This window comes from Paenibacillus ginsengihumi DSM 21568 (genome assembly GCF_000380965.1).
Lineage (GTDB): Bacteria > Bacillota > Bacilli > Paenibacillales > NBRC-103111 > Paenibacillus_G > Paenibacillus_G ginsengihumi.
This window is the reverse complement of the sequence record NZ_KB905593.1, coordinates 19339-40499: the sequence shown is the minus strand read 5'-3', so window position 1 is coordinate 40499 and position 21161 is coordinate 19339. Positions and strand designations below refer to the sequence as shown.

21 protein-coding genes are annotated in these 21161 nt (G+C 56.9%); 14 read left to right on the top strand and 7 right to left on the bottom strand.

Annotated features, from left to right (window positions below; genetic code table 11):
- Positions 1–4: 4 nt before the first annotated feature.
- Positions 5–193 (bottom strand): hypothetical protein, encoded by a 189-nt coding sequence (locus F591_RS32945; protein ID WP_019536290.1) that lies wholly within the window; start codon positions 191–193, stop codon positions 5–7.
- Positions 194–844: 651 nt separating this feature from the next.
- Between F591_RS32945 and F591_RS0119450 the strand changes: the two genes are divergently transcribed.
- On the top strand, positions 845–1069 hold the full coding sequence (locus F591_RS0119450) for a hypothetical protein (RefSeq protein WP_019536289.1): 225 nt from the start codon (positions 845–847) through the stop codon (positions 1067–1069).
- A 140-nt stretch (positions 1070–1209) separates the two neighbouring features.
- Positions 1210–2973, top strand: a complete 1764-nt coding sequence (locus tag F591_RS0119445) for a B12-binding domain-containing radical SAM protein (RefSeq protein WP_019536288.1) — start codon at positions 1210–1212, stop codon at positions 2971–2973.
- Positions 2974–3111: 138 nt separating this feature from the next.
- Here F591_RS0119445 and F591_RS0119440 read toward each other — a convergent pair whose 3' ends face one another.
- From F591_RS0119440 to mnmL, 3 genes are all read right to left on the bottom strand, one after another.
- Positions 3112–4077 (bottom strand): type I phosphomannose isomerase catalytic subunit, encoded by a 966-nt coding sequence (locus F591_RS0119440; RefSeq protein WP_019536287.1) that lies wholly within the window; start codon positions 4075–4077, stop codon positions 3112–3114.
- A gap of 55 nt (positions 4078–4132) precedes the next feature.
- Complete coding sequence (mnmM, locus tag F591_RS0119435) at positions 4133–4705, bottom strand: tRNA 5-(aminomethyl)-2-thiouridylate-methyltransferase MnmM (protein ID WP_019536286.1); 573 nt, start codon at positions 4703–4705, stop codon at positions 4133–4135.
- Between the two features lie 92 nt (positions 4706–4797).
- Positions 4798–5760 carry a tRNA modification radical SAM protein MnmL/YtqA gene (gene mnmL / locus F591_RS0119430; protein WP_019536285.1) on the bottom strand — a complete coding sequence of 321 codons (963 nt, stop codon included), beginning with the start codon at positions 5758–5760 and terminating at the stop codon, positions 4798–4800.
- Between the two features lie 195 nt (positions 5761–5955).
- On the opposite strand from mnmL, the gene F591_RS28535 reads away from it, so the two are divergent.
- The gene (locus F591_RS28535; RefSeq protein WP_019536284.1) at positions 5956–6414 is read left to right on the top strand and encodes a WGxxGxxG family protein; all 459 of its coding nucleotides are present in this window, start codon (positions 5956–5958) and stop codon (positions 6412–6414) included.
- A 150-nt stretch (positions 6415–6564) separates the two neighbouring features.
- Entirely contained in the window at positions 6565–7269 is a 705-nt protein-coding gene (gene trmB / locus F591_RS0119420) for a tRNA (guanosine(46)-N7)-methyltransferase TrmB (RefSeq protein WP_019536283.1), read from the top strand.
- 54 nt (positions 7270–7323) lie between these two features.
- Here the strand turns inward: trmB and F591_RS28530 are convergent, their stop codons facing one another.
- Both F591_RS28530 and F591_RS0119410 read right to left on the bottom strand, forming a co-directional pair.
- Complete coding sequence (locus F591_RS28530; RefSeq protein ID WP_019536282.1) at positions 7324–8499, bottom strand: MGDG synthase family glycosyltransferase; 1176 nt, start codon at positions 8497–8499, stop codon at positions 7324–7326.
- Positions 8500–8556: 57 nt separating this feature from the next.
- Complete coding sequence (locus tag F591_RS0119410) at positions 8557–9084, bottom strand: phosphatase PAP2 family protein (protein ID WP_019536281.1); 528 nt, start codon at positions 9082–9084, stop codon at positions 8557–8559.
- Between the two features lie 868 nt (positions 9085–9952).
- On the opposite strand from F591_RS0119410, the gene F591_RS0119405 reads away from it, so the two are divergent.
- The 8 genes from F591_RS0119405 (at position 9953) to F591_RS0119365 (ending at position 18326) form a co-directional block, all read left to right on the top strand.
- Positions 9953–11185, top strand: a complete 1233-nt coding sequence (locus F591_RS0119405) for a glycosyltransferase family 2 protein (protein WP_019536280.1) — start codon at positions 9953–9955, stop codon at positions 11183–11185.
- A 242-nt stretch (positions 11186–11427) separates the two neighbouring features.
- Entirely contained in the window at positions 11428–11925 is a 498-nt protein-coding gene (gene infC, locus F591_RS0119400) for a translation initiation factor IF-3 (RefSeq protein ID WP_026326743.1), read from the top strand.
- A 27-nt stretch (positions 11926–11952) separates the two neighbouring features.
- On the top strand, positions 11953–12153 hold the full coding sequence (gene rpmI / locus F591_RS0119395) for a 50S ribosomal protein L35 (protein WP_019536278.1): 201 nt from the start codon (positions 11953–11955) through the stop codon (positions 12151–12153).
- Between the two features lie 61 nt (positions 12154–12214).
- Positions 12215–12574 (top strand): 50S ribosomal protein L20, encoded by a 360-nt coding sequence (rplT, locus tag F591_RS0119390; RefSeq protein WP_019536277.1) that lies wholly within the window; start codon positions 12215–12217, stop codon positions 12572–12574.
- A gap of 570 nt (positions 12575–13144) precedes the next feature.
- Positions 13145–14887 (top strand): biosynthetic-type acetolactate synthase large subunit, encoded by a 1743-nt coding sequence (ilvB, locus tag F591_RS0119380; RefSeq protein ID WP_019536275.1) that lies wholly within the window; start codon positions 13145–13147, stop codon positions 14885–14887.
- Complete coding sequence (gene ilvN / locus F591_RS0119375) at positions 14884–15372, top strand: acetolactate synthase small subunit (protein ID WP_019536274.1); 489 nt, start codon at positions 14884–14886, stop codon at positions 15370–15372. The genes ilvB and ilvN overlap by 4 nt, the downstream gene beginning before the upstream one ends.
- A 198-nt stretch (positions 15373–15570) precedes the next feature.
- A complete protein-coding gene (gene ilvC / locus F591_RS0119370) occupies positions 15571–16563 on the top strand; it encodes a ketol-acid reductoisomerase (RefSeq protein WP_026326742.1) in 993 nt (330 codons plus the stop codon).
- 212 nt (positions 16564–16775) lie between these two features.
- Complete coding sequence (locus F591_RS0119365) at positions 16776–18326, top strand: 2-isopropylmalate synthase (protein ID WP_019536272.1); 1551 nt, start codon at positions 16776–16778, stop codon at positions 18324–18326.
- Positions 18327–18435: 109 nt separating this feature from the next.
- Here the strand turns inward: F591_RS0119365 and F591_RS0119360 are convergent, their stop codons facing one another.
- Positions 18436–19632 (bottom strand): aminotransferase-like domain-containing protein, encoded by a 1197-nt coding sequence (locus tag F591_RS0119360; protein ID WP_019536271.1) that lies wholly within the window; start codon positions 19630–19632, stop codon positions 18436–18438.
- A gap of 32 nt (positions 19633–19664) precedes the next feature.
- Here F591_RS0119360 and F591_RS0119355 point away from each other — a divergent pair, with 32 nt between their 5' ends.
- The gene (locus tag F591_RS0119355; RefSeq protein ID WP_019536270.1) at positions 19665–19904 is read left to right on the top strand and encodes a hypothetical protein; all 240 of its coding nucleotides are present in this window, start codon (positions 19665–19667) and stop codon (positions 19902–19904) included.
- Positions 19905–20051: 147 nt separating this feature from the next.
- Entirely contained in the window at positions 20052–21131 is a 1080-nt protein-coding gene (gene leuB, locus F591_RS0119350; RefSeq protein ID WP_019536269.1) for a 3-isopropylmalate dehydrogenase, read from the top strand.
- Positions 21132–21161: the final 30 nt, after the last annotated feature.

Genomic DNA, 21161 nt, shown 5'->3' with positions numbered 1-21161 from the left:
ACCATCAGATGGTGAAAATGGGCAGCGGGCCCGGGGCTATTTCCACGAGAGCCAGCAAATGTTGTATTTTGTACAACAAAAATGGGGGGATAACCCCTATTTGCGGCTCAATGTTGTAAAAAGTGCAACAATTCGGGCGATATTCCCGGATTTGAAGCCAACCGCCCCTAAATTGTTGCACAAAATACAACATTCTCCTTCTTCTGGGGTGAAGAGGCCGGAAAATGTTGCATTTTTTGCAGGATTTGTCGCCTCATGTGACCGGTGTAGCCCTGGGTGGGGCCGTAGTGCCGGCGCTATTTTCAAGATAGACCCCCATGACGCTGGCGCGGCACCATCAGAAGATGAAAATGTGCCGCACCGCCCTGGGCTATTTTCAAGATAGACGCCTATGACGGACCATTTCTTTCGTCATCGGTCGTTACCTTCGGTGTTGAAAATTCGCCGATAAGCTTCGTCGAATTTTCAAGATAGCTGCTACTACTATACCATGGAACCGGGCTGCGTATGAATACGGTTAGTGACCATGACTCACCATGAAGCGGTTTTATTCTCGACAAGCGTTCGTCTGCTCATAAATGCCGCCAGCTGAACTCGCCGACGTCCAAGAGCGAGGCTCTGCTGCCCAGCGGTGGCTTGTTGCCGCCTTTACCGCGGCCAGCTTGACGCTCCAATGTCGGTGACGGACACATATTTTTCATAAAATCAGGAAAGGCTATCGTTATCGAAGCATACGATGAGTTTCGGAGAGTTTTTAACGTACCGTTGATGATTCTCTAATCTTGTCTTAATGTTCCGCTGTTACCATAAAGATATCGGAACGACATGCGAAAGGAAGATAGCCGTGATTTTGTATCAGCTTGCCAAACGGATGGAGCAGCGCAAGCAGCTTCGTCAGTCGATTGAGCATTCCGAAGGAGATATCCGGTCTCTCGTCACCCAGAAGGAGCAGGTGGAAGGGCAGCTGCTGGCCCAGGCCGCCGCTTGGACCGAGGAACGGCAGGACGAATTCGTGCTTGCCTCGATGCCCCAGGAACCAACCCCCGCACCGAACCAATATACGCTATAGCCATGGAAAATGGGACTGCTCAAGGTTCCATTTTTCTTTTTTTGTAATCGTCTCCCGATCCGTGTACAATAAGAGCATTGAACACGCACATCGGGCGGCTGCCTCGCTGTACCGCCTGCGAAGAGGAATGAAGACGAGCCATGAATATTGTCTTATCGACGCTAAACGCCAAATATATACACACCTCGCTGGCGCTGCGGTATTTGAAAGCGTACTGCCAGAGCGATTACCCGAACATCCGGATCGCGGAGTATACGATCAAGGACCCGGCCATGAACATCGTCTCCGACCTGTACCGGCACAAGCCGGACGTGATCGGCTTCTCCTGCTACATCTGGAACATCGAGGAGACGATCGTCGTCATCGGCATGCTCAAGAAAATATTGCCGGACACCGTCATCGTGCTCGGGGGCCCCGAGGTGTCCTACGATACAGAGTACTGGATGAACCGCTTGCCTGAGGTCGATTTTATCGTCATGGGCGAAGGAGAAGAGACGCTGAAGCATCTGCTCGACGAGCTGCGGGAGGGTCGGGCCTTCTACAGCGTGTTCGGCGCGGCGTACCGCAAGGATGGCCGCATCGTGATCAACCCGCCGCGGCCGAAGCTGAAGCTGGACGACATTCCGTCGCCGCACCGCTTCGCCGAGGATGTGCCGCAGCTGCCGAGCCGCGTCGTCTATTTCGAGACGAGCCGGGGCTGTCCGTTCAGCTGTCAATTTTGTCTTTCTTCTATTGAAATAGGCGTGCGTTATTTCGACATCGAGCGGACGAAGAGCGATCTGCTGTACTTGATTCGCTCCGGCGCCAGGCTGATCAAGTTCGTCGATCGGACGTTCAACATCAAGCGCGATTATGCGATGGAGATTTTTCGGTTTCTGATCGAAAACCACAGCGGCTGCGTCTTCCAGTTCGAGATTACCGCCGATATAATGCGTCCTGAGGTGCTCGACTATTTGGCCGAGCATGCGCCGCCGGGCATTTTCCGCTTCGAAATCGGGGTGCAGTCGACCAATGATCTGACGAACAGCTTGGTGAAACGGCGGCAAAACTTCGCCAAGCTGACGCGGACGGTCACGAAGGTGAAGGAAAGCGGCAAAATCGCGCAACATCTCGACCTGATCGCCGGGCTTCCCGAGGAGGATTACCATTCCTTCCGCAACACGTTCAACGACGTGTTCGCTCTGGAGCCGGAGGAGCTGCAGCTCGGCTTTCTGAAAATGCTGCGCGGCACCGGCATGCGCCACGATGCCGACAAGTACGGCTATATTTATATGGACCAGGCGCCGTACGAAATATTGGGCAACAACATCCTGCCTTTCTCGGATTTGGCCCGCATCAAGCGGGTGGAGGATGTGCTGGAAAAATATTGGAACGCCCACCGGACCGATCATACAGTATCGTACTTGATTCGACATGAATTTGCATCGGCATTCGACTTTTTCCAGGAGTTCGGCGATTATTGGGAGGAGCGGGGCTGGGGCAAAATCGGCCATCAGCTCGAGGATTTGTTCACCCGGCTTCGCGATTTCCTGACGGCCCGCGGCACGAGCGGCATGCCGGTGGCGGAGGGGCTGATGAAGCTCGACTATTTCCTCAATCACAAGTACCGTCCCCGCAAAGTATGGTGGGAAGTCACCCTGGGCAAAAGCGAGCAGTCCGCGTGGATGCGCCTGCTGGCGGAACGGCCGGAGGCGGTATCCGGCGCTTTCGCCTCCCTCGGGCTGACGGAGAAGGAGCTGCACAAGCATGTCATGCTTGAGTCGGTTCCGTTCGATCTCGACCGCTATTTGGCTGAAGGCGTGATTGACCCGTCGGCGAGCAGGCTGCTCATCGTTTACTATGCGCCTGACGCGCCTGGCAAGCCGCACGTGTACTCGCTGGCGCCGGAGGCGGCAACCGCTTGAAGGAGCCGGGCACCCGGCCGCCCGCGGTTCTTCTCTTCCGCCCCGCCAAGGCATGCCAAAACACCGCTTGCCCCGATTTGGAACCCGGTGCGGTTCCTTCAGGCAGCGGTGCTTTTATTTATTCGCGGATGATACGCCTTACGGCAAATAGCTGCGCAGCACCGTCATGCTGCCGCTAAGCGAGTAACGTCCCAGGCTGGCGGGCATCAGATAGCATTCGCCGGGCTTGACCGGCTTCTCGCCGCCATTCCAGGAAAGCGCACCTGCCCCGTCGCATACGATGAGAATCACGAAGCTGTCCGGCGTCGTCTCGAGCGCCCATTCGCCTTCGACCCGCCCTTTTTCCGTGATGAAATACGGAGAACGGACGAGCGTCAGCCAGTCGTTGCTGCGGCTCAGCTCCGTCTTCATATATTGGGCGCCGGAGCCTTCGTAAGCGATCACGTTCAACGAGTCCTCGATATGCAGCTCGCGCGGCTTGCCGTCCAGACCGAGCCGGCCGTAATCGTAGAGGCGGTACGTGCTGTCGGAATTTTGCTGAATTTCCGCGACCAGCACGCCGGCGCCGAGCGCATGCACCGTCCCGGCCGGGATATAGAACGAATCGCCGGCTTCTACGGTCACCTCGTTCATGCAGTCCATAATGCGGTTTTCCTCGATCGCTTTGGAGAGCGCCTCGCGGGTGACGCCTTCCTTCAGGCCGTAAATGATTTTGGCTCCCGGCTTGGCGTCCAAAATATACCACATCTCGGTTTTGCCGAGCTCTCCGGGCGGAAGCTTCTCGTAATGATCGTTCGGGTGCACCTGCACCGACAGATCGTCCTGACAATCGAGCAGCTTGATCAGCAGCGGGAAGCGTCCGTTTTTCTCCGAAAACCCTTTGCTGCCGAACCACTCCTTGCCGAATTGCTCGCGGATGCGGTCCAGACCTTGTCCGGCCAGCTCTCCGTTCATCACTTGGGTCGTGCCGTTCGGATGATCGCCGATCATCCAGCCTTCCCCGATAACGCCTTGCGGCAGCTCAAGACCGAATTGCTCCAGCGCCCGTCCTCCCCAGACGCGCTCTTTGAATTCGGGCTTGAATTGAAGCGGATATGGTTTCACAAGCACTCCCTCGTTTCGTCTATGGATTATTCTAGCAGCATTATAACAAAGGAAATCATCTTTTTTCTACTGCGATCAGGTACGGAGGATGATTGCGCTGATTGGCGAACCGGTACAGCAGCGCCTGATATTCCCGCTGCGGCAGCGCCTCCGCCCACCGTTCGACCGCATCCGCTTCCTCCTGCCCTCCGGGATGGCCGGTATACAGGACGATCGTCACGATTCCTCCGGCGCGCAGCAGGCGACAGGCGGCGTCCAGCGCCTGCACCGTCGTATTCGGCCGGGTTACGATCGCATGATCCTCTCCCGGCAAGTATCCGAGATTGAACATGACCGCGGCTACGCGGCCATGCTGCTCATCCGCGACGGCCGCAGCCATCTCGGCGTGGCTGCGCAAGTGGAGCCGGACCTTCGCGTCCGGCTGCTCCCTGGCGAGGCGCGCCGCCGTGCGCTCCAGCGCCTGCGGCTGAATATCGAAGGCGTGCACCTCCCCGGCAGCGCCAACGATCCGGGCCAGAAACAGCGTATCTACGCCATTGCCGGCGGTGGCATCGATCGCCGTCTCCCCCGGCTGCACGCGTTCGGCAATCAGGCGATGGGCGAACCCCAATATCGAAACGAAACCCACGGTAACGATACACCTTCTTCTATTCTGCTATAAATGATAGTTGGCCGTCGTGATGACGTCCCGAAGCCTTCGTCGTCCGGCCGTGCCTTCGGTTATTGCGCCTTTGCCGACCACTTTTTCCCTTGATACGTATCGCGTCTTTTCAGCTCGGCGTCGATGGCGTTGAGCACTTCCCACTTGCGCAGGCTCCACATCGGGCCGATCAGCAGCTCGCGCGGCGCATCGCCGGTGACGCGGTGAACGATCATCTCCGGCGGCAGCAGCTCGAGCGCGTCGACGACGAGCTTCACATATTCGTCCATCTCCAGAAAGCGGACGAGGCCGGCTTCGTACTGCTTTACCATCGGCGTCTTCTTCATTAAATGAAGCAGATGAATTTTAATGCCCTGCACATCCATCGCGGCGACGGCGCGGGCCGTATCCAGCATCATCTCGTGCGTTTCCTGGGGAAGGCCGAAGATGATATGGCTGCACACGCGAATGCCGCGCTTGCGCAGCTTCTCGACCGCCTCGACATAGCAGGCGGTGTCGTGGGCGCGGTTAATGAGCCGCGAGGTGTCTTCATGAATCGTCTGCAGGCCCATCTCGAGCCACAGATAAGTGCGCTCGTTCAGCTCGGCCAAATAATCGATCACCTCATCCGGCAAGCAGTCGGGCCGGGTGGCGATGGAAAGGCCGACGACGCCGGGCTGCTCCAGAATGACTTCGTAATATTCGCGCAGCTCGCTGACCGGCGCGTACGTATTCGTGTATGCCTGGAAATACCCGATGTACTGAGCGTCCGGCCATTTGCGGTGCTGCAGGTCGCGAACCTTGCGGAACTGGGTGACAAGGTCGTCGCGGCGGCTGCCGGCAAAGTCGCCGGAGCCTCTGGCGCTGCAGAAGGTGCAGCCGCCGATCGCGATCTTGCCGTCGCGGTTCGGGCACGTAAACCCGGCGTCGAGCATAACCTTGAACACTTTCGTTCCGAACTGCTCGCGCATTTCGTAATTCCATGTATGAAAACGCTTGTCCCCCCATAAGAGAGGAGAGATCGGCGCGTTTGCGCTTGACATGCCCATCACTCCTTTTGTCTTTTCCTATTGTAGCGGAAAAGCGGGGGGATTGCTATCAGGGCCGGCCCCCTGATTCCTGGCATAATTCAGGAGAATATGACAGCAGCCCCCTGCCGGGAAGCGGGATAAGATAAAGTCTCGGGGACATGCTATTTGTGCAACACCAAATAAGCGTTGAAGGGAGCAAACGAAAGAATGAACAAGAAGTTCAACAAGACGGTTCTGGCGTTAGCTTTGACAGCTTCTTTGGGATTCGGCGGACATGCAGCGTTCGCGGCCGGGACGCCCGCTGCCCCGAATGCGACGGGAGCTGGCAATGCTTCGGTAACCGGTACGGCGACCAGCACGACTTCCGGAACTTATAATGTTAATACGACCAACACAGGCGTAAGCGGCGGTTCGACAACGGGCAACGTATCGGGTACGGGCAACATGCGGACATATACCGACAATATGCTGGACCGCATGAATAACTACACCACTAACCGCACAGGATACGGTTATGGCGGCAACTACGATACGAACACGTACCGGACCAACAATTACCGTACGACGGCAACGAATAACAACAACTGGGGCTGGCTTGGCCTGCTCGGTCTGATTGGCCTGGCCGGTCTTCGCAACCGCAACGAAAGACGCGACGACGTTCGCTAACCTGCAGCCCTCGGCCCTTAACACTTTTCGCATATAGGCCGGTTACCCGCCGCTTGTCTGGCGCTGGCCGGCCTTTTCAATGCGCGTCATTCGGAGTATAATTTGTCAAGAAAATAACGAATGACCGAATGAGCGGTTGGAGGAAAGCATATGCGTTTGAGAGGCAGGAAAGGCATCAGAGAAGAGATTGAAGCTCAACCGGAGCTTATTATTTTGGATCCGGCGCGGCATCGCGGCCAGTGGAGCGCCTTGTTCGGCAATGATCGGCCGATTCACGTCGAGCTGGGCATGGGCAAAGGCAAGTTCATCAGCGAGCTGAGCGCATTGAATCCCAATATCAATTACATAGGCATCGATATGTACGACGAGCTGCTGAGGCGAGCTGCCGAGAAGGCCCGCGCATCGCGCGAAGAGCACGGGGGGGATTTGTCGAATTTGCGGCTTGTTCGGCAAAATATCGAATATATCGAGCAAATTTTCGCCAGCGCCGAGCTGGAGCGCATCTATCTGAATTTTAGCGACCCGTGGCCCAAGAAGAAGCATGCCCGTCGCCGCTTGACGCACCCTGGCTTCGTCCGCAAATATATCGACCTCTTGAACGATCGCGGCGAGATTCACTTCAAGACCGATTCCCGCTCGCTCTTCGAGTTCTCTTTGAATTCGTTTGCCGATCTGGGCTTGCGCATGCGCAACATCTCTCTCGATCTTCATGCCCAAGGGCCGCGCACGGATCTGATCATGACGGAGTACGAAACGAAATTTTACGAACAGGGACTGCCGATCCATCGGCTGGAGGTTGTCGTCGGCGAGCGGGCGCTTGCCGAGCATCTGGCCAGCCTGCAAGCCGGCGAATAATCCGCTGCAATCTTAAAAGGCCAGGGCCTTGAGACAAGAACGCCCCTCGCTTTCCTACAAGGAAAGCGCAGGGGCGTGTTGACTTTGGCCGATGGACGCCGGCCGGTGGTGTTCCAGCAGCTTGATAATGCTGTAGGAGCAATGGTAGGGACGGTAAGGCCGGTTGCCGCGCCCGGCAGCGGCATCGCTTCTTCGTTTGCTCAGCTCCGGGTACTGCTCGAGCAAGAGCCCGAACCAGTGATCGATCGTCTCTGCCGATTTGATCGGCTCGCCGAACCCGTGCTGGGTGAAGTACTGCAGGTTTTCTTCCTCCTGCCCCGGTATCGGCTTATAGAACAGCATCGGAATACCTTTGGCCAGACCTTCGGTACAGGTCATGCCGCCCGGCTTCGTGATCAGCAGGTCGGACACTTCCATCCACTGGTCGATCTCGCGGGTGAAGCCGAGCAGCCGAACGTTCTCATGCTGAAACCGGGGATCGGCAGACAGCGCGGCCATCGCCTTCTGGTTGCTGCCGAGGCAGACGACGAGCTGAATCTGGTCGCGCCAGCGCAGCAGATCCGGCAGAAACTCGCTCTCCTTCAGCAAGCCCCATCCGCCCCCCATAATCAGCACGGTCGGAATCGGCTTCAGGCCGTAATGCTTGCGCAGCTCCTCCCGATTATGATGCTTCCAGAAATTCGGATGCACCGGTATGCCGGTGACCTCAATCGCTTCCGGACGAACGCCGCGGCCCGTCAGCTTCTGCTTGACGCCCGGCGTCGATACCAAATATTTGTTGACCTCCGGGCTGACCCACGTTCCATGCGCATCGTAGTCGGTGATGACCGTGCACAAGGGGACGCCAAGACCGGAGCGCTTCAGTCTGGAGACGACCGCATTCGGAAAAGGATGCGTGCAGACGATCGCGTCCGGCTCCAGACGGCGGATCACCTCCGCCGTCTGGGCGTAGAACAGACGGTGCAGCGCCAGCTGCGCGAAGCGGTTCAGCGATTTTTTATATTGAGACCGGTACACCAGCCCGTAAAGCTTCGGCTGAGTCATGACCGTCTTGCGGTATGCGGTAAAAATCCATGGAGCCAGCGTCGGATGAAGGAAGCTGCCGAGCTCCAGCACGTGTGTTTCAATATCGGACGACAGGATGCGCAGGCTCTCGGAGAGGGCGTATGCCGCCTGTGTGTGGCCTGCGCCGAACCCTTCGGACAAAAGCAAGACCCTCTTTTTTCTCATGAGCGCTTCACCATACCCTTGCACCAAATGAATTACACAGTGATAACATTACAGATTTTATCCGAAAAAAGCAACGGCCGCGAAGGCGGTGACCGTACCGATCAGCGAGCCCGCCAGGCAATCGGACGGATAGTGCAGTCCCAGATATATACGTGACATGCCGACGAGACATGCCAACGGCAGCAAAAAGAGAAAGGTCGGGGACATATTCAGCATAAAAGGAACCGTAACGGAAAAGACGGCTGTCGTATGTCCTGAAGGAAACGAATGATCCTTCAGCGGGTTTTTGCCGGTAATCGTGTGCGGAAGCACAAGATAAGGGCGAAGCCGCGGATATTTTTTCTTGATCACAGCTACCGGCAGGTGGCTGACCGCCAGCGCGATCAGGCTTTGGATGGCGGTCGTGCGCCATTCCCCGCGCGCCAGCACCGCCAGGCCGAGCGTTATGGCTATCGTGGCCGACGCGCCGCCCAGATGAGTAATCGTGCTGAAGAACCAATCGAGCGCCTGATGGCGCAGCCGCTGGTTGATCCAGCGAAACAGCCGGTGCTCGTGATGCATCAGCCATGCGACAATACGGCTCAAGTTCGCTTTCGCCTCCCTTACTGGCAAAGATGGCATGGGATAAGCAGTCGCCTAACGTTCATATAAATCCATTGTAACCGCGATTTGTTATGCGAATATCAACGCGGGGCAAAGTTCGCCTGCTAATGAGACGCAATTTTTGGAAGCATCCCTTCACCGCCGCTCTCTCCGGCCGGCGGGCGTTGGCGCGGGCGCTGCTGCCCTCTCATAGTTAATTACGAGTCAAAGGCCCATGATGTTGGCAAGACAATTCTTATTTTTTTCTTAATATTATATGTAGAAACAATGTCAATGGAGGAATAGGACGCCCTTCCGTCGTCTATTACATATGCGGGAAACATTTCGGGAGAGAAGGGGATTCTCCTGGCGCGGCATCGGACAAGATGCTTTAATTCTGCCCGAAAGGAGGGGAAGCGTGCCGCGGGAAAACGGCTGCCGGACGGGGCGGGGGACTCTTTTGCAAGGCGCGCCGCTTTGTTGTATTCTGTAGGGGTGAGCGGGCAGCAGGCTTCCTTGCCGCAAATCGGTACTTTCGTCCTGAAACTTTAATCGGGACATGCACGTTATGGATATAGGTGCAAATTTAGCCTGGCAGCGATTATAAAAAGTTTGAAAAACGATGAAAATAAGAGCTAAAAAGATGGATGGGAGAGACTCCGAAGGGAAGGACCTTCTTTTCAGCGGAATTGCTTCCGTTCTGACGAAAGGGAGCGGCCAGCCGATTTTGACAAAACGATACAAAGATAGGAAAATCATATTCGGCGACCCACGGAAATCCAGAATCATCCATCGAACCAATATACATTGAAGAACATCCAAAAACAGAGACAGACAAAAGGGGTAAATAAAAAAAGGGGGTAGTAATACCATGCTGAACAGCATTCTGCTAGGCGCTCAGATCTTGCTGGCGCTGGTCGGCGCTTATCAGCTGTTTTTGACGTTCTTCGGTTGGCACCGCCGCGTCAAGGCGAAGCATCACGCTCCGCAGAAAACATTCGCCGTGCTGGTGGCGGCTCATAACGAGGAGCAGGTGATCGGCGCGCTGCTCGAGAACCTGAAAAATCTGGATTATCCGAAAGAGTTGTACGATATTTTCGTCATTTGCGATAACTGCTCCGACCGTACGGCGGACATCGTCCGCGAGCACGGGGTGCACGCCTGCGAGCGGCACAACCCGAAGCTGCGCGGGAAAGGCTACGCGATCGAGTGGATGCTCAAGGAGCTTTGGAGCATGCCGCGCCAATACGACGCCGTCGTCATGTTCGACGCCGACAACCTGGTCGGCACCGATTACTTGAAGCATATGAACAACGACCTGTGCGAAGGCTCGCGGGTGATCCAGGCTTACCTGGATACCAAAAATCCGAACGATTCCTGGGTGACCGCTTCCTACGCCATTTCTTACTTTTTCAGCAACCGCTTCTGGCAATTGCCCCGCCTGAATTTGAACCTTGCCTGCTACCTCGGGGGAACGGGCATGTGCTTCGAGACGAATCTGCTGAAGCAGATCGGCTGGGGGGCGACCAGCCTCGTCGAGGACCTCGAGTTCTCGATGCGCTGCGTCAAGCTCGGCGTGAAGCCGACGCTCAATTTCGATGCGAAGGTGTACGACGAGAAGCCGCTCACCTTCAAGGCGTCCGCCAGACAGCGTCTGCGCTGGATGCAGGGGCATTTTGACGTATGCCGCCGATACTTTTTCCCGCTGCTGTGGCAGGGGATCAAGGAGCGGAGCTGGACGAAGATCGACGCCGCGATCTATTCGGCCAACGTATACAACTTTTTCTTCGGCGCCATCATTACCGTGGCGATCTGGATTCAAGGAATGTTCCCCAAGTACGATTTCTTGAATCTATACGAGATATCGCCGGTTCTGATCAATGTGCTGTCGACGATCATTTACGTGCTGCTGCCGCTGGCCATGCTGCTGGACAAAGCTTCCGGCAAAACATACAAATATTTGCTGCTGTACCCGATCTTCATGTTCTCCTGGTGGCCGATTACGTTCTTCGCGTTTTTCACCCAGAATAACAAAACGTGGAGCCATACGCAGCATACGCGCGTCATTCGGCTGGAGGATGTGCAGAGCAAGCAGGCCAGCTAGCTGTTGACTTATGGCTAGCTGGGATGATATACTGTTCTAGTGCTGAAGAAGAAGCGCCCGCTTCTCACCTGCCCGACCTCAGGTTGGCTGGTTAGGAAACTAGAGTGAGTCTTATGTTGATATTCAGTCTGCCTGTCGGCGGGCTAGTATCCGTCACTTGAAGATCAGACGTGGGCGTTTCGAGTCCGCGTCTTTTTTGTTTCACATTCCAATGGAGGTGGCAGGTCATAAGTATCGATCACATAATTAACGAGGCGATTCGTGCGAGAGAAGTTCGGCTTATCGGAGCGGGAGGCGAGCAGCTCGGAATCAAGCCGATCCGAGAAGCGCTGCAGATTGCAGCTGATTTGAACCTGGATTTGGTCAACGTGGCTCCGACGGCCAAGCCGCCGGTATGCCGGATCATGGATTACGGGAAGTACCGCTATGAGATGCAGAAGAAAGAGAAGGAAGCCCGTAAGAACCAGAAGATCGTCGAGATCAAGGAAATTCGCTTGAGCGCGACGATCGACGAGCACGACTTTCAAACGAAGCTTCGTAACGTTGTGAAATTTTTGAAGGACGGCGACAAAGTGAAGCTGTCCGTGCGTTTTCGCGGCCGGGAGATCGCCCATGCCGACATCGGGCAGCGCCAGCTGGAACGGATGGCCTCGGAAGTCGCCGAGCTCTGCACCGTGGAGCGCAAGCCGAAGCTGGAAGGCCGGAGCATGATCATGATTTTGGCCCCGAAGCAGCAATAACGACAACCTTTAAGGAGGACCTAATCAATGCCTAAGATGAAAACTCACAGCAGCTTGAAAGGCCGTTTCAAAATTACCGGTACCGGCAAAGTGAAGCGCCATAAAGCATACAAGAACCACCTGCTGTCCGGCAAGTCCAACCGTCAGAAGCGCGTGCTGAGCACTTCCCCGCTGATGGCGGCCGGCGACGTTCGCCGTCTGAAGCAGCAGCTGGCTAACCTGAAGTAACACGAACGGACGTATTTGATACACAGCGCAATACGCTTAACATTCCAGGAGGTAGATGGTCATGGCAAGAGTAAAAGGCGGGTTCGTGCGCACGCGTCGCCGCAAGAAGATTTTGAAGCTTGCTAAAGGATATTTCGGTTCGAAGCATAGATTATTTAAAACGGCGAAGGAGCAGGTTTACAAATCGCTGTTGTACGCATACCGCGACCGCCGTCAGAAAAAGCGCGACTTCCGCAAGCTGTGGATCGTACGGATCAACGCGGCTGCTCGCCAGAACGGATTGTCCTACAGCAAATTCATGCACGGCCTGAAGCTCGCCGGCATCGAAGTGAACCGCAAAATGCTGGCCGATCTGGCTGTGAACGACATCGGCGCGTTCAACCAGCTGGCCGATGCGGCTAAGCAAAAAGTGAACGCTTGATGCTCATTGGATCATGAAGGCGCCCCTGCCTTGAGGAACGAGGAAGCGATGTTCCTTAGGGCAGCGGGCGTTTTTTTTGCTGCTTATCCTGGCATGATCCGGCAGCAGAGCGGCGGCCCGAAAGCTATTGACTAACGGAGCGATTCGACTTATAATGTGTAACAAGCAAGTCATACCTATGCAACGGCTATGAAGAGGACGAAGTTATAAGGGCTCTTATGTCCAGAGAGCGGCGGATTAGCTGAAACCAACGCCTTAATCCCTTATGTACGAGCTCACCTCGGAGCTGTTTCCCTGAAAGACGCTTGTTTAGTAGGGGGAATCGGTGCGGCACTCGTTATTGTGCCAAGGTAAGCGACGCATCATCAAGGTGCGCATTACCTGCTAAGGCTGTATGTCGCGAGGCATATAGCAAATTCTGGGTGGTACCACGGAAGCGACAACCCCTTTCGTCCCGTCAGACGCGCAATATGCGTCGGGGATGGAAGGGGTTTTTTAGTTTTCTTTTTTTCGGCAAGCGCCGATATCGCTCGCTCTTGCCGGCAAGCTTTTAACGAAGGAGGCCAAACCATGATCGTTCAAACCACACAAAAATCGAAAGAACAGCTGCGTGCCGAGCTGCTCAAGCCGGATGTCATCACAGGATCGGAAATGCTGCTGCGCAGTCTTTTGCTTGAGGACGTGGACTGTGTCTTTGGTTATCCGGGTGGAGCGGTCTTGTATATTTACGATGCGATGCACGGCAACCCGGACTTCAATCACCTGCTGACCCGCCACGAGCAAGGGGCGATTCATGCGGCGGACGGTTACGCCCGCGCAACCGGCAAGGTCGGCGTATGTATCGCCACGTCGGGCCCCGGCGCGACGAACCTGGTGACAGGCATCGCGACGGCTTATATGGATTCGGTGCCGCTCGTCATCATCACCGGCAACGTAGCCACCAGCGTGATCGGCACGGATGCGTTCCAGGAAGCGGACATTACGGGCATTACGATGCCGATTACGAAGCACAGCTACCTCGTGCGGGACGTGCGCGATCTGCCGCGCATCATCAAGGAGGCCTTCCATATCGCCTCGACCGGGCGGAAAGGCCCCGTCCTGATCGATATTCCGAAGGACGTCTCGAACGACAAGGCGCCGTTTTATTATCCGGAGAAGGTTGAGATTCGCGGCTACAATCCGACCGTTCAACCGAACAAGCTGCAGGTGGAGCGGATGCTCGAGGCGATCGAGGAATCGGAGCGGCCGATGATCATCGCCGGTCACGGCGTCGTCTCGTCTGACGCTTCCGCGGAGCTGATCGAATTCGTAAACCGCACCCGCATCCCGGTTGTGACGACGCTGCTCGGCTTGGGCGGATTCCCGAGCGCGCACGAATTGTGGCTCGGCATGCCGGGGATGCACGGGGCTTATACAGCCAACAAGGCGCTGCAAAGCTGCGATCTGCTGATCGGCATCGGAGCGAGGTTCGACGACCGCGTCACGATGAAGGTGAACGGCTTCGCGCCGAATGCGAAGAAGATCGTGCATATCGACATCGATCCGGCTGAAATCGGCAAAATCGTAAGCACGCAGATCCCGGTCGTCGGCGATGTGAAGGCGGTGCTCCAGCTGGCGCTGCAGAAGGCGAAGCCGGCCCGATCCGAGGCGTGGATCTCGCACGTGACGCGCATGAAGCAGGAGCATCCGCTGCGGTATAAGGATTCCGAGACGGAGCTGAAGCCGCAATACGTCATCGAGATGATTCATGAGACGACCAAGGGCGAGGCGATCGTTACGACGGACGTCGGGCAGCATCAGATGTGGGCGGCGCAGTACTACCGGTTTAACCATCCGCGCTCGTTCATTTCCTCCGGTGGCCTCGGCACGATGGGCTTTGGCTTCCCGTCGGCGATCGGCGCGCAGCTGGCCTCTCCGGGCCGCACCGTCGTATCGATCAACGGGGACGGCGGCATGCAGATGTGCTCCCAGGAGCTGGCGATCTGCGCGATCAACAACATCCCGGTGAAGATTGCGGTCATCAACAACCAGGTGCTCGGCATGGTGCGGCAGTGGCAGGAGATCATCTACGATAACCGGTACAGCCATATCGACCTGGCCGGCAGCCCGGATTTCGTCAAGCTGGCGGAAGCGTACGGCGTCAAGGGGCTGAGAGCTACGAACAAGGAAGAAGCGCGCCGCGCCTGGACCGAGGCGCTGGAAACCCCGGGGCCGGTGCTCGTCGAATTCGTCGTTCGCAAGGGAGAAAATGTTTATCCGATGGTCACTCAAGGCAATACGATAGACGATATGATATTGGGGGATTCGGAATGATTCGCAAACATACCATATCTGTACTTGTGAACAACCAACCCGGCGTGCTGCAGCGGGTATCCGGCCTCTTCGGCCGCCGCGGCTTCAATATCGAGAGCATCACGGTCGGGGAATCCGAAGAGAAGGGCTTGTCCCGGATGGTCATCGTTACGACAGGGGACAACCAGACGCTCGAACAGATCCAGAAGCAACTGTATAAGCTGATCGACGTGATCAAAGTCGTCGATCTGAGCTCGCACCCGATGGTCGCCCGCGAGCTGGCGTTGATCAAGGTCAACGCCGAGCCTGCGGCGCGCCCGGAAATTCTCGGCGTCGTCGAGACGTTCCGCGCGGCTGTCGTTGATATCGGCCCTTGCTCGCTGATCGTTCAAGTGGTCGGCGATTCCGAGAAGATCGACGCGATGGTCGAGCTGCTGAAGCCGTACGGAATCAAGGAGCTGTCGCGCACCGGCGCGACGGCGATGATTCGCGGCGCCGTCAAGTAAGCTCTTGGGAATCATAAGCCAGGCCTTATCGGGAAAGTTTTAAGTCGGTAAAGCTTTATAGCGCCATTATTTTTTAGTACAATGATCCTGTGTGCGGGGGCTTGAGCGGATGATTCGCTTCCGGCGGACTTGCAGGGCGATTCGTCCTCCCAGGCACCCGCTCACAGGGTTTCATACAAAAGGAGGATTATTCATATTATGGCAGTAACAATGTATTATGAGAAAGATGCAGACCTGAGCGTACTTCAAGGAAAAACGATCGCCATCATCGGTTACGGCAGCCAAGGTCATGCACAAGCGCAAAACCTGCGCGACAGCGGCCTGAAGGTCATCATCGGGCTGCGCCAAGGCCGCTCCTTCCAGCAAGCGAAAGAGGACGGCTTCGAGGTGTACTCCGTTGCGGAAGCGACCAAGCTTGCCGACGTCGTACAAATTTTGATGCCTGACGAAACCCAGGCCAAAGTATACAGCGAAGAAATCGAGCCGAACCTGAAGGAAGGTGCTGCGCTCGTATTCTCCCACGGCTTCAACATCCACTTCGGCCAAATCGTGCCTTCCGCGGACAAGGACATCTTCATGGTTGCTCCGAAATCCCCGGGTCACATGGTGCGCCGCGTTTATGTGGAAGGCTTCGGCGTTCCCGGCCTGATCGCGGTACAGCAGGACGCTTCCGGCAAAGCGAAAGATCTGGCCCTCGCTTACGCGAAAGGGATCGGCTGCACCCGCGCCGGCGTTATCGAAACGACGTTCCGCGAGGAAACCGAAACCGACCTGTTCGGCGAGCAAGCGGTGCTGTGCGGCGGTACGGCTGCGCTGGTCAAAGCGGGCTTCGAGACGCTGGTGGAAGCAGGCTACGCGCCGGAGATCGCTTACTTCGAGTGCTTGCATGAGCTGAAGCTGATCGTCGACCTGATGTACGAAGGCGGCCTGGCCAGCATGAGACATTCGATCTCCAACACGGCGGAATACGGCGACTACGTGACAGGTCCGCGGATCGTTACCGAGGAAACGAAGAAAGAGATGAAGAAAGTGCTTGAAGACATTCAGCAAGGCAAATTTGCCCGTGACTTCATCCTGGAGAACCAGTCCAACCGCGCCTTCTTGACCGCGACTCGCCGCCGGGAAGCAGAGCATCCGATCGAGCAGGTCGGTTCGCAGTTGCGCGAGCTGATGCACTGGATCAAGAAGTAATCGTAAGCGAAGCGTACTTGGAAGCCTACGACGTAAGGTCGGTTTGAAGGCGGAGCAACCGGCAGCAGACGCTTGATTGGCGCCTCTGCCTTGCTCTGCCTTCGGGCCGAGCTTTTGTGTTTTTTCGATCTTGCTCATTCGACGAGGCTTATCGGCGAATTTTCTGGCACTGCAGGTGACGATTCATCGCTTTTCTTCAGGAGGTGACCATCATGAGAAAAATTTATATTTTTGACACGACGCTGCGGGACGGCGAGCAGTCGCCGGGCGTGAACCTGAACATGCAGGAGAAGGTGGAGATCGCGCTGCAGCTGGAAAAGCTCGCCGTCGACCGCATCGAGGCCGGTTTTCCGGCCGCTTCCCCGGGCGATCTGGCCGGGGTGAACGCGGTCGCGCGCGCGGTGAAGAACGCGACGATCGTCGGCCTGTCGCGCTCCCGCGAGCAGGATATCGATGCGGCGCGGGAGGCGCTGAAGGATGCGCAGGACCCGTGTCTGCATCTGTTCCTGGCGACGTCGCCGATTCACCGCAAGCACAAGCTGCGCATGGAGAAGCATCAGGTGCTTGAGACGGCGGAAGCGGCGATTCGCTACGCCAAGAAATATTTTGACAAAATCGAATTTTCACCGGAGGATGCGGGCCGCACGGAGCTGGATTTTCTGTGCGAAGTGACGGAGATGGCGATTCGCGCCGGCGCGACGGTGGTCAACATTCCGGATACGGTCGGCTATATGACGCCGTCGGAGTTCGGCAATATTTTCAAGACGCTGAAGGAGAATGTCAAGGGCATCGAGCGCATCCAGCTTAGCGCGCACTGCCACGACGATCTCGGGATGGCCACGGCCAATGCGCTGGCGGCGATCCTGAACGGCGCCGATCAGATCGAAGGCACGATCAACGGCATCGGCGAGCGCGCCGGCAATACGGCGCTGGAGGAAGTGGCGCTGGCGCTTGAGACGCGGGCGGACTTTTTCCAGGCGAAGACGTCGCTGAAGCTGAGCGAGATCGCCCGCACCAGCCGTCTCGTCAGCAAGCTCACCGGCATGGTCGTGCCGGGCAACAAGGCGATCGTCGGCGCCAACGCCTTCGCGCACGAATCCGGCATTCACCAGGACGGCGTGCTGAAGGAGAAGACGACGTACGAGATCATCTCGCCGGAGACGATCGGCCTCAAGGAGAGCAAGCTCGTGCTCGGCAAGCACTCCGGCCGCCACGCCTTCCGCGAGAAGCTGGTCGACCTCGGCTATGAGCTGAGCGAAGAGCAGGTCAATCTGGCCTTCGCCAAGTTCAAGGACTTGGCCGACAAGAAGAAAAATGTGTCCGACGAAGATATCCGCGCTATGATCGAGGAGAAGCTGGTTGAGACGCCGGAGGTGTTCGCGCTCGAGACGATCCACGTCTCTTACGGCAACCGTTCTGTACCGAACGCTGCCGTTCGTATCCGGACGAACGACCGCGGAACGGTCGAGGAGAAGGCCGAAGGCAACGGCTCGATCGACGCCATTTACAAGGCGATCGATCAGGCGACGAAGGAAGAAGTCGAGCTGGAAGACTACTCCATCAAGTCGGTTACGCAAGGGAAGGATGCGCTCGGCGAGGTGCATGTCGTCCTGCGGCAAGGAGACTACTCGGCGCAAGGCCGCGGCGTCAGCACGGACATTCTCGAAGCGAGCGCCCGCGCTTACGTCGACGCGCTCAACCGCCTGATCGAGAAGCGCAAATCGCCGGCTCGCAGCAAGCGGGACAACGTCACGCTGATTTAGGCGGCGCCGCCGGGTACAGCCTGCCGGCAGCCAAACAACAAAAGACCGTCCTCCAGAAGCAGGGGAGGACGGTCTTTTGTTGTTTTAGGTCTGTGCGTTAACGGCCGGCTTACACCGTCTGCCGCATTTTGCTGAGGGCGCGGTCGAGGCGCTCGAAGGCCAGGACGACCATGTCGCTGTCGGTATGGGTAAAGTTGAGCCGCATCGAGTTGCGCTTCGGTTCATCCGCATAGAAGCTGGCTCCCGGCACGAAAGCGACGCCTTCCTGCACCGCCAGCTTGAGCAACTCCTGCGTATCGATCGATTCCGCCAGCTCGACCCAGATGAACATGCCGCCTTTAGGCTCGATCCAGGAGAGGCCTTCCCATGATTGCTGCTTGAGCAGCTCAAGCATTCCGCGCATTCTCGCTTCGTACGCTTCGCGAATGACGGCAATATGGGCGTAAAGATCGAAGTGGGCAAACAATTGATGCAGCGCCTGCTGATCCATCGTGCTGGAGTGAAGATCGGCCGCCTGCTTGGCGCGGGTCATGTTGCGGATAACGGTGCTGTCTCCGACGACCCAACCGGTCCGCAGCGCGGGAGCGACGATTTTGGAGAACGTGCTCGTATAGACAACAGCGCTGCCCTGCGGACCGTCGTCCAGCGAATAGATGGACGGCATTGGCTCGCCGTCGCCGAAACGAAGCTCGCCATAAGGATCGTCCTCGAGAATGAGCACGCCGTTGCGCTTGCAAATCGACAGCATGCCGCGCCTGCGCTCCAGACTCCACATTTTGCCGGCAGGGTTGGAGAACGTCGGGATGACATAGGCCATTTTCGGCTTGTACTGCCTGATCTTGCGTTCCAGATCGTCCAGGTTCATGCCGTCCTCGTCGCAGTCGACCGAGATCAGCCGTGCCTGATGCGATTGAAACACTTGAATCGCGGCCAAATAAGTCGGGCGTTCAACAAGAATGACGTCGCCTGGATTAATATAAATGCGGGCCAGCAAATCGATCGCCTGCTGGGAACCGGTCGTCAGCAGCATGTTGTCGATTTCGGCCTTCATGCCTTTGCGTGCGAGATGAGCGCACAGGTCTTCGCGCAACGGCGTGTAGCCTTCGGTCAAGCCGTATTGCAGCACTTGCCGCCCCTGCTCGAACACCCGCAGGAACGCTTCGCGCACGGCGTCAAGCGGAAAGTACTGTTCGTTCGGGAGGCCGCCGGCCAGCGAAATGATAGATTTGCCTTGAGTCAGCTTGAGAATTTCGCGCACCGCCGACGATTCGAAGCTGTTGATGGTGTCGGAAAAACGATAATCCATGATACAAGACTCCTTTTGGACGAGTTCCAAACATGCAGGAAGCGCCGAGAAATATGTTCATAAAAAACATTGTATTCCTTCGTAGCCATGAAAACAACGATTATTTCTTCAAGACAGCCGTGCGGAAAGATGGTAAAATATTGTACGACAAGCCTGCGCATACCGGTCGCTTGCTGCATCGCTTTGGCCGGGCCCGGACAGGCCGAGCCGAAAGTGAAAAGAGCGAATCCGCAAGCAGCCGCAATCGCCGTCCGGCGGCGGAATTGCTATAGTCTATTCCTATCAAGATGATAGATTTTATATCTTTGTCAATAGGGTACAAATATGTTACAAAAGAAATAGCGAACTAGCTGCAACCTGTGCCGCGGGCTTTGAGGCCAAGGCGCGGTTTCGGCGATAGTATGGAGGAGAATAGCGACATGGCAGACGTGAAGAAGATTGCCGTCATCGCCGGGGACGGCATCGGCCCCGAGGTTGTCGGCGAAGCGATCAAAGTAATGAACAAGACGGAGGAGCTGTTCGGCTACCGGTTCGAATTCGAGCACGGTCTGTTCGGCGGCATCGCCATCGATGAGAAAGGCACCCCGCTGCCTGAGGATACGCTGGAGATGTGTAAGCGCGCCGATGCGGTGCTGCTTGGCGCCGTAGGCGGTCCGAAATGGGACAACAATCCGAAGGAGCTTCGTCCGGAGACGGGCCTGCTCGGCATTCGCAAGGCGCTCGGCCTGTTCTCGAACATTCGCCCGGCCGTCATCTTCGATTGCCTGAAGGACGCTTCGACGCTGAAGCCGGAAGTGCTGGAAGGCACGGACCTGATCGTGGTGCGCGAGCTGACCGGGGGCATCTACTTCGGCGAGAAATTGCGCCGCGAATCGGCTAACGGCGAGGAAGCCGTCGACACCTGCGTGTACAATGTGAAAGAAGTGGAGCGCATCGTGCGCCAGGCGTTCGAGATCGCCCGCACCCGCCGCAAGAAACTGGCTTCCGTCGACAAAGCGAACGTGCTGGAGACGTCCCGCCTGTGGCGAGAGACCGTGAACCGCATCGCTCCGGAATACCCGGATGTCGAGCTTGAGCATGTGCTCGTCGACAACTGCGCGATGCAGCTTCTGCGCCGTCCGGCGAGCTTCGACGTCATCGTGACGGAGAACATGTTCGGCGATATCCTGAGCGACGAAGCGGCCATGCTGACCGGTTCCATCGGAATGCTGTCCTCGGCTTCGCTCGGCGAAGGGGCATTCGGCCTGTACGAGCCGGTGCACGGCTCCGCTCCGGACATTGCCGGGCAAGGCATTGCCAATCCGATCGCAACGATTTTGTCCGTAGCGCTGATGTTCCGCCTGACCTTCGGTTACCACGACGCGGCGGAGGCAATCGAGCGGGCCGTGAAGGAAGTGCTGGATGCCGGCCATCGGACGGCCGATATTGCCGTAGACAAGAGCAAGGCGATCGGCACGCAGGCTATGGGCGATTTGATTGTTGCAGCGATCCGCAAATAATACAGCATTGGAACGACTCCCGGGAGCGGA

Bases quoted from the DNA above. Each gene is read 5' to 3' on its own strand.
- ilvC (WP_026326742.1), top strand. From the start codon at position 15,571: ATGGCAGTAACAATGTATTATGAGAAAGATGCAGACCTGAGCGTACTT.
- F591_RS32945 (WP_019536290.1), bottom strand. From the start codon at position 193: ATGTTGTATTTTGTGCAACAATTTAGGGGCGGTTGGCTTCAAATCCGG.
- F591_RS28530 (WP_019536282.1), bottom strand. From the start codon at position 8,499: ATGAGAAAAAAGAGGGTCTTGCTTTTGTCCGAAGGGTTCGGCGCAGGC.
- rplT (WP_019536277.1), top strand. From the start codon at position 12,215: ATGGCAAGAGTAAAAGGCGGGTTCGTGCGCACGCGTCGCCGCAAGAAG.
- F591_RS0119365 (WP_019536272.1), top strand. From the start codon at position 16,776: ATGAGAAAAATTTATATTTTTGACACGACGCTGCGGGACGGCGAGCAG.
- F591_RS0119445 (WP_019536288.1), top strand. From the start codon at position 1,210: ATGAATATTGTCTTATCGACGCTAAACGCCAAATATATACACACCTCG.
- F591_RS0119355 (WP_019536270.1), top strand. From the start codon at position 19,665: ATGCAGGAAGCGCCGAGAAATATGTTCATAAAAAACATTGTATTCCTT.
- ilvB (WP_019536275.1), top strand. From the start codon at position 13,145: ATGATCGTTCAAACCACACAAAAATCGAAAGAACAGCTGCGTGCCGAG.
- F591_RS0119405 (WP_019536280.1), top strand. From the start codon at position 9,953: ATGCTGAACAGCATTCTGCTAGGCGCTCAGATCTTGCTGGCGCTGGTC.
- mnmL (WP_019536285.1), bottom strand. From the start codon at position 5,760: ATGTCAAGCGCAAACGCGCCGATCTCTCCTCTCTTATGGGGGGACAAG.
- ilvN (WP_019536274.1), top strand. From the start codon at position 14,884: ATGATTCGCAAACATACCATATCTGTACTTGTGAACAACCAACCCGGC.
- leuB (WP_019536269.1), top strand. From the start codon at position 20,052: ATGGCAGACGTGAAGAAGATTGCCGTCATCGCCGGGGACGGCATCGGC.
- trmB (WP_019536283.1), top strand. From the start codon at position 6,565: ATGCGTTTGAGAGGCAGGAAAGGCATCAGAGAAGAGATTGAAGCTCAA.
- F591_RS0119360 (WP_019536271.1), bottom strand. From the start codon at position 19,632: ATGGATTATCGTTTTTCCGACACCATCAACAGCTTCGAATCGTCGGCG.
- rpmI (WP_019536278.1), top strand. From the start codon at position 11,953: ATGCCTAAGATGAAAACTCACAGCAGCTTGAAAGGCCGTTTCAAAATT.
- F591_RS28535 (WP_019536284.1), top strand. From the start codon at position 5,956: ATGAACAAGAAGTTCAACAAGACGGTTCTGGCGTTAGCTTTGACAGCT.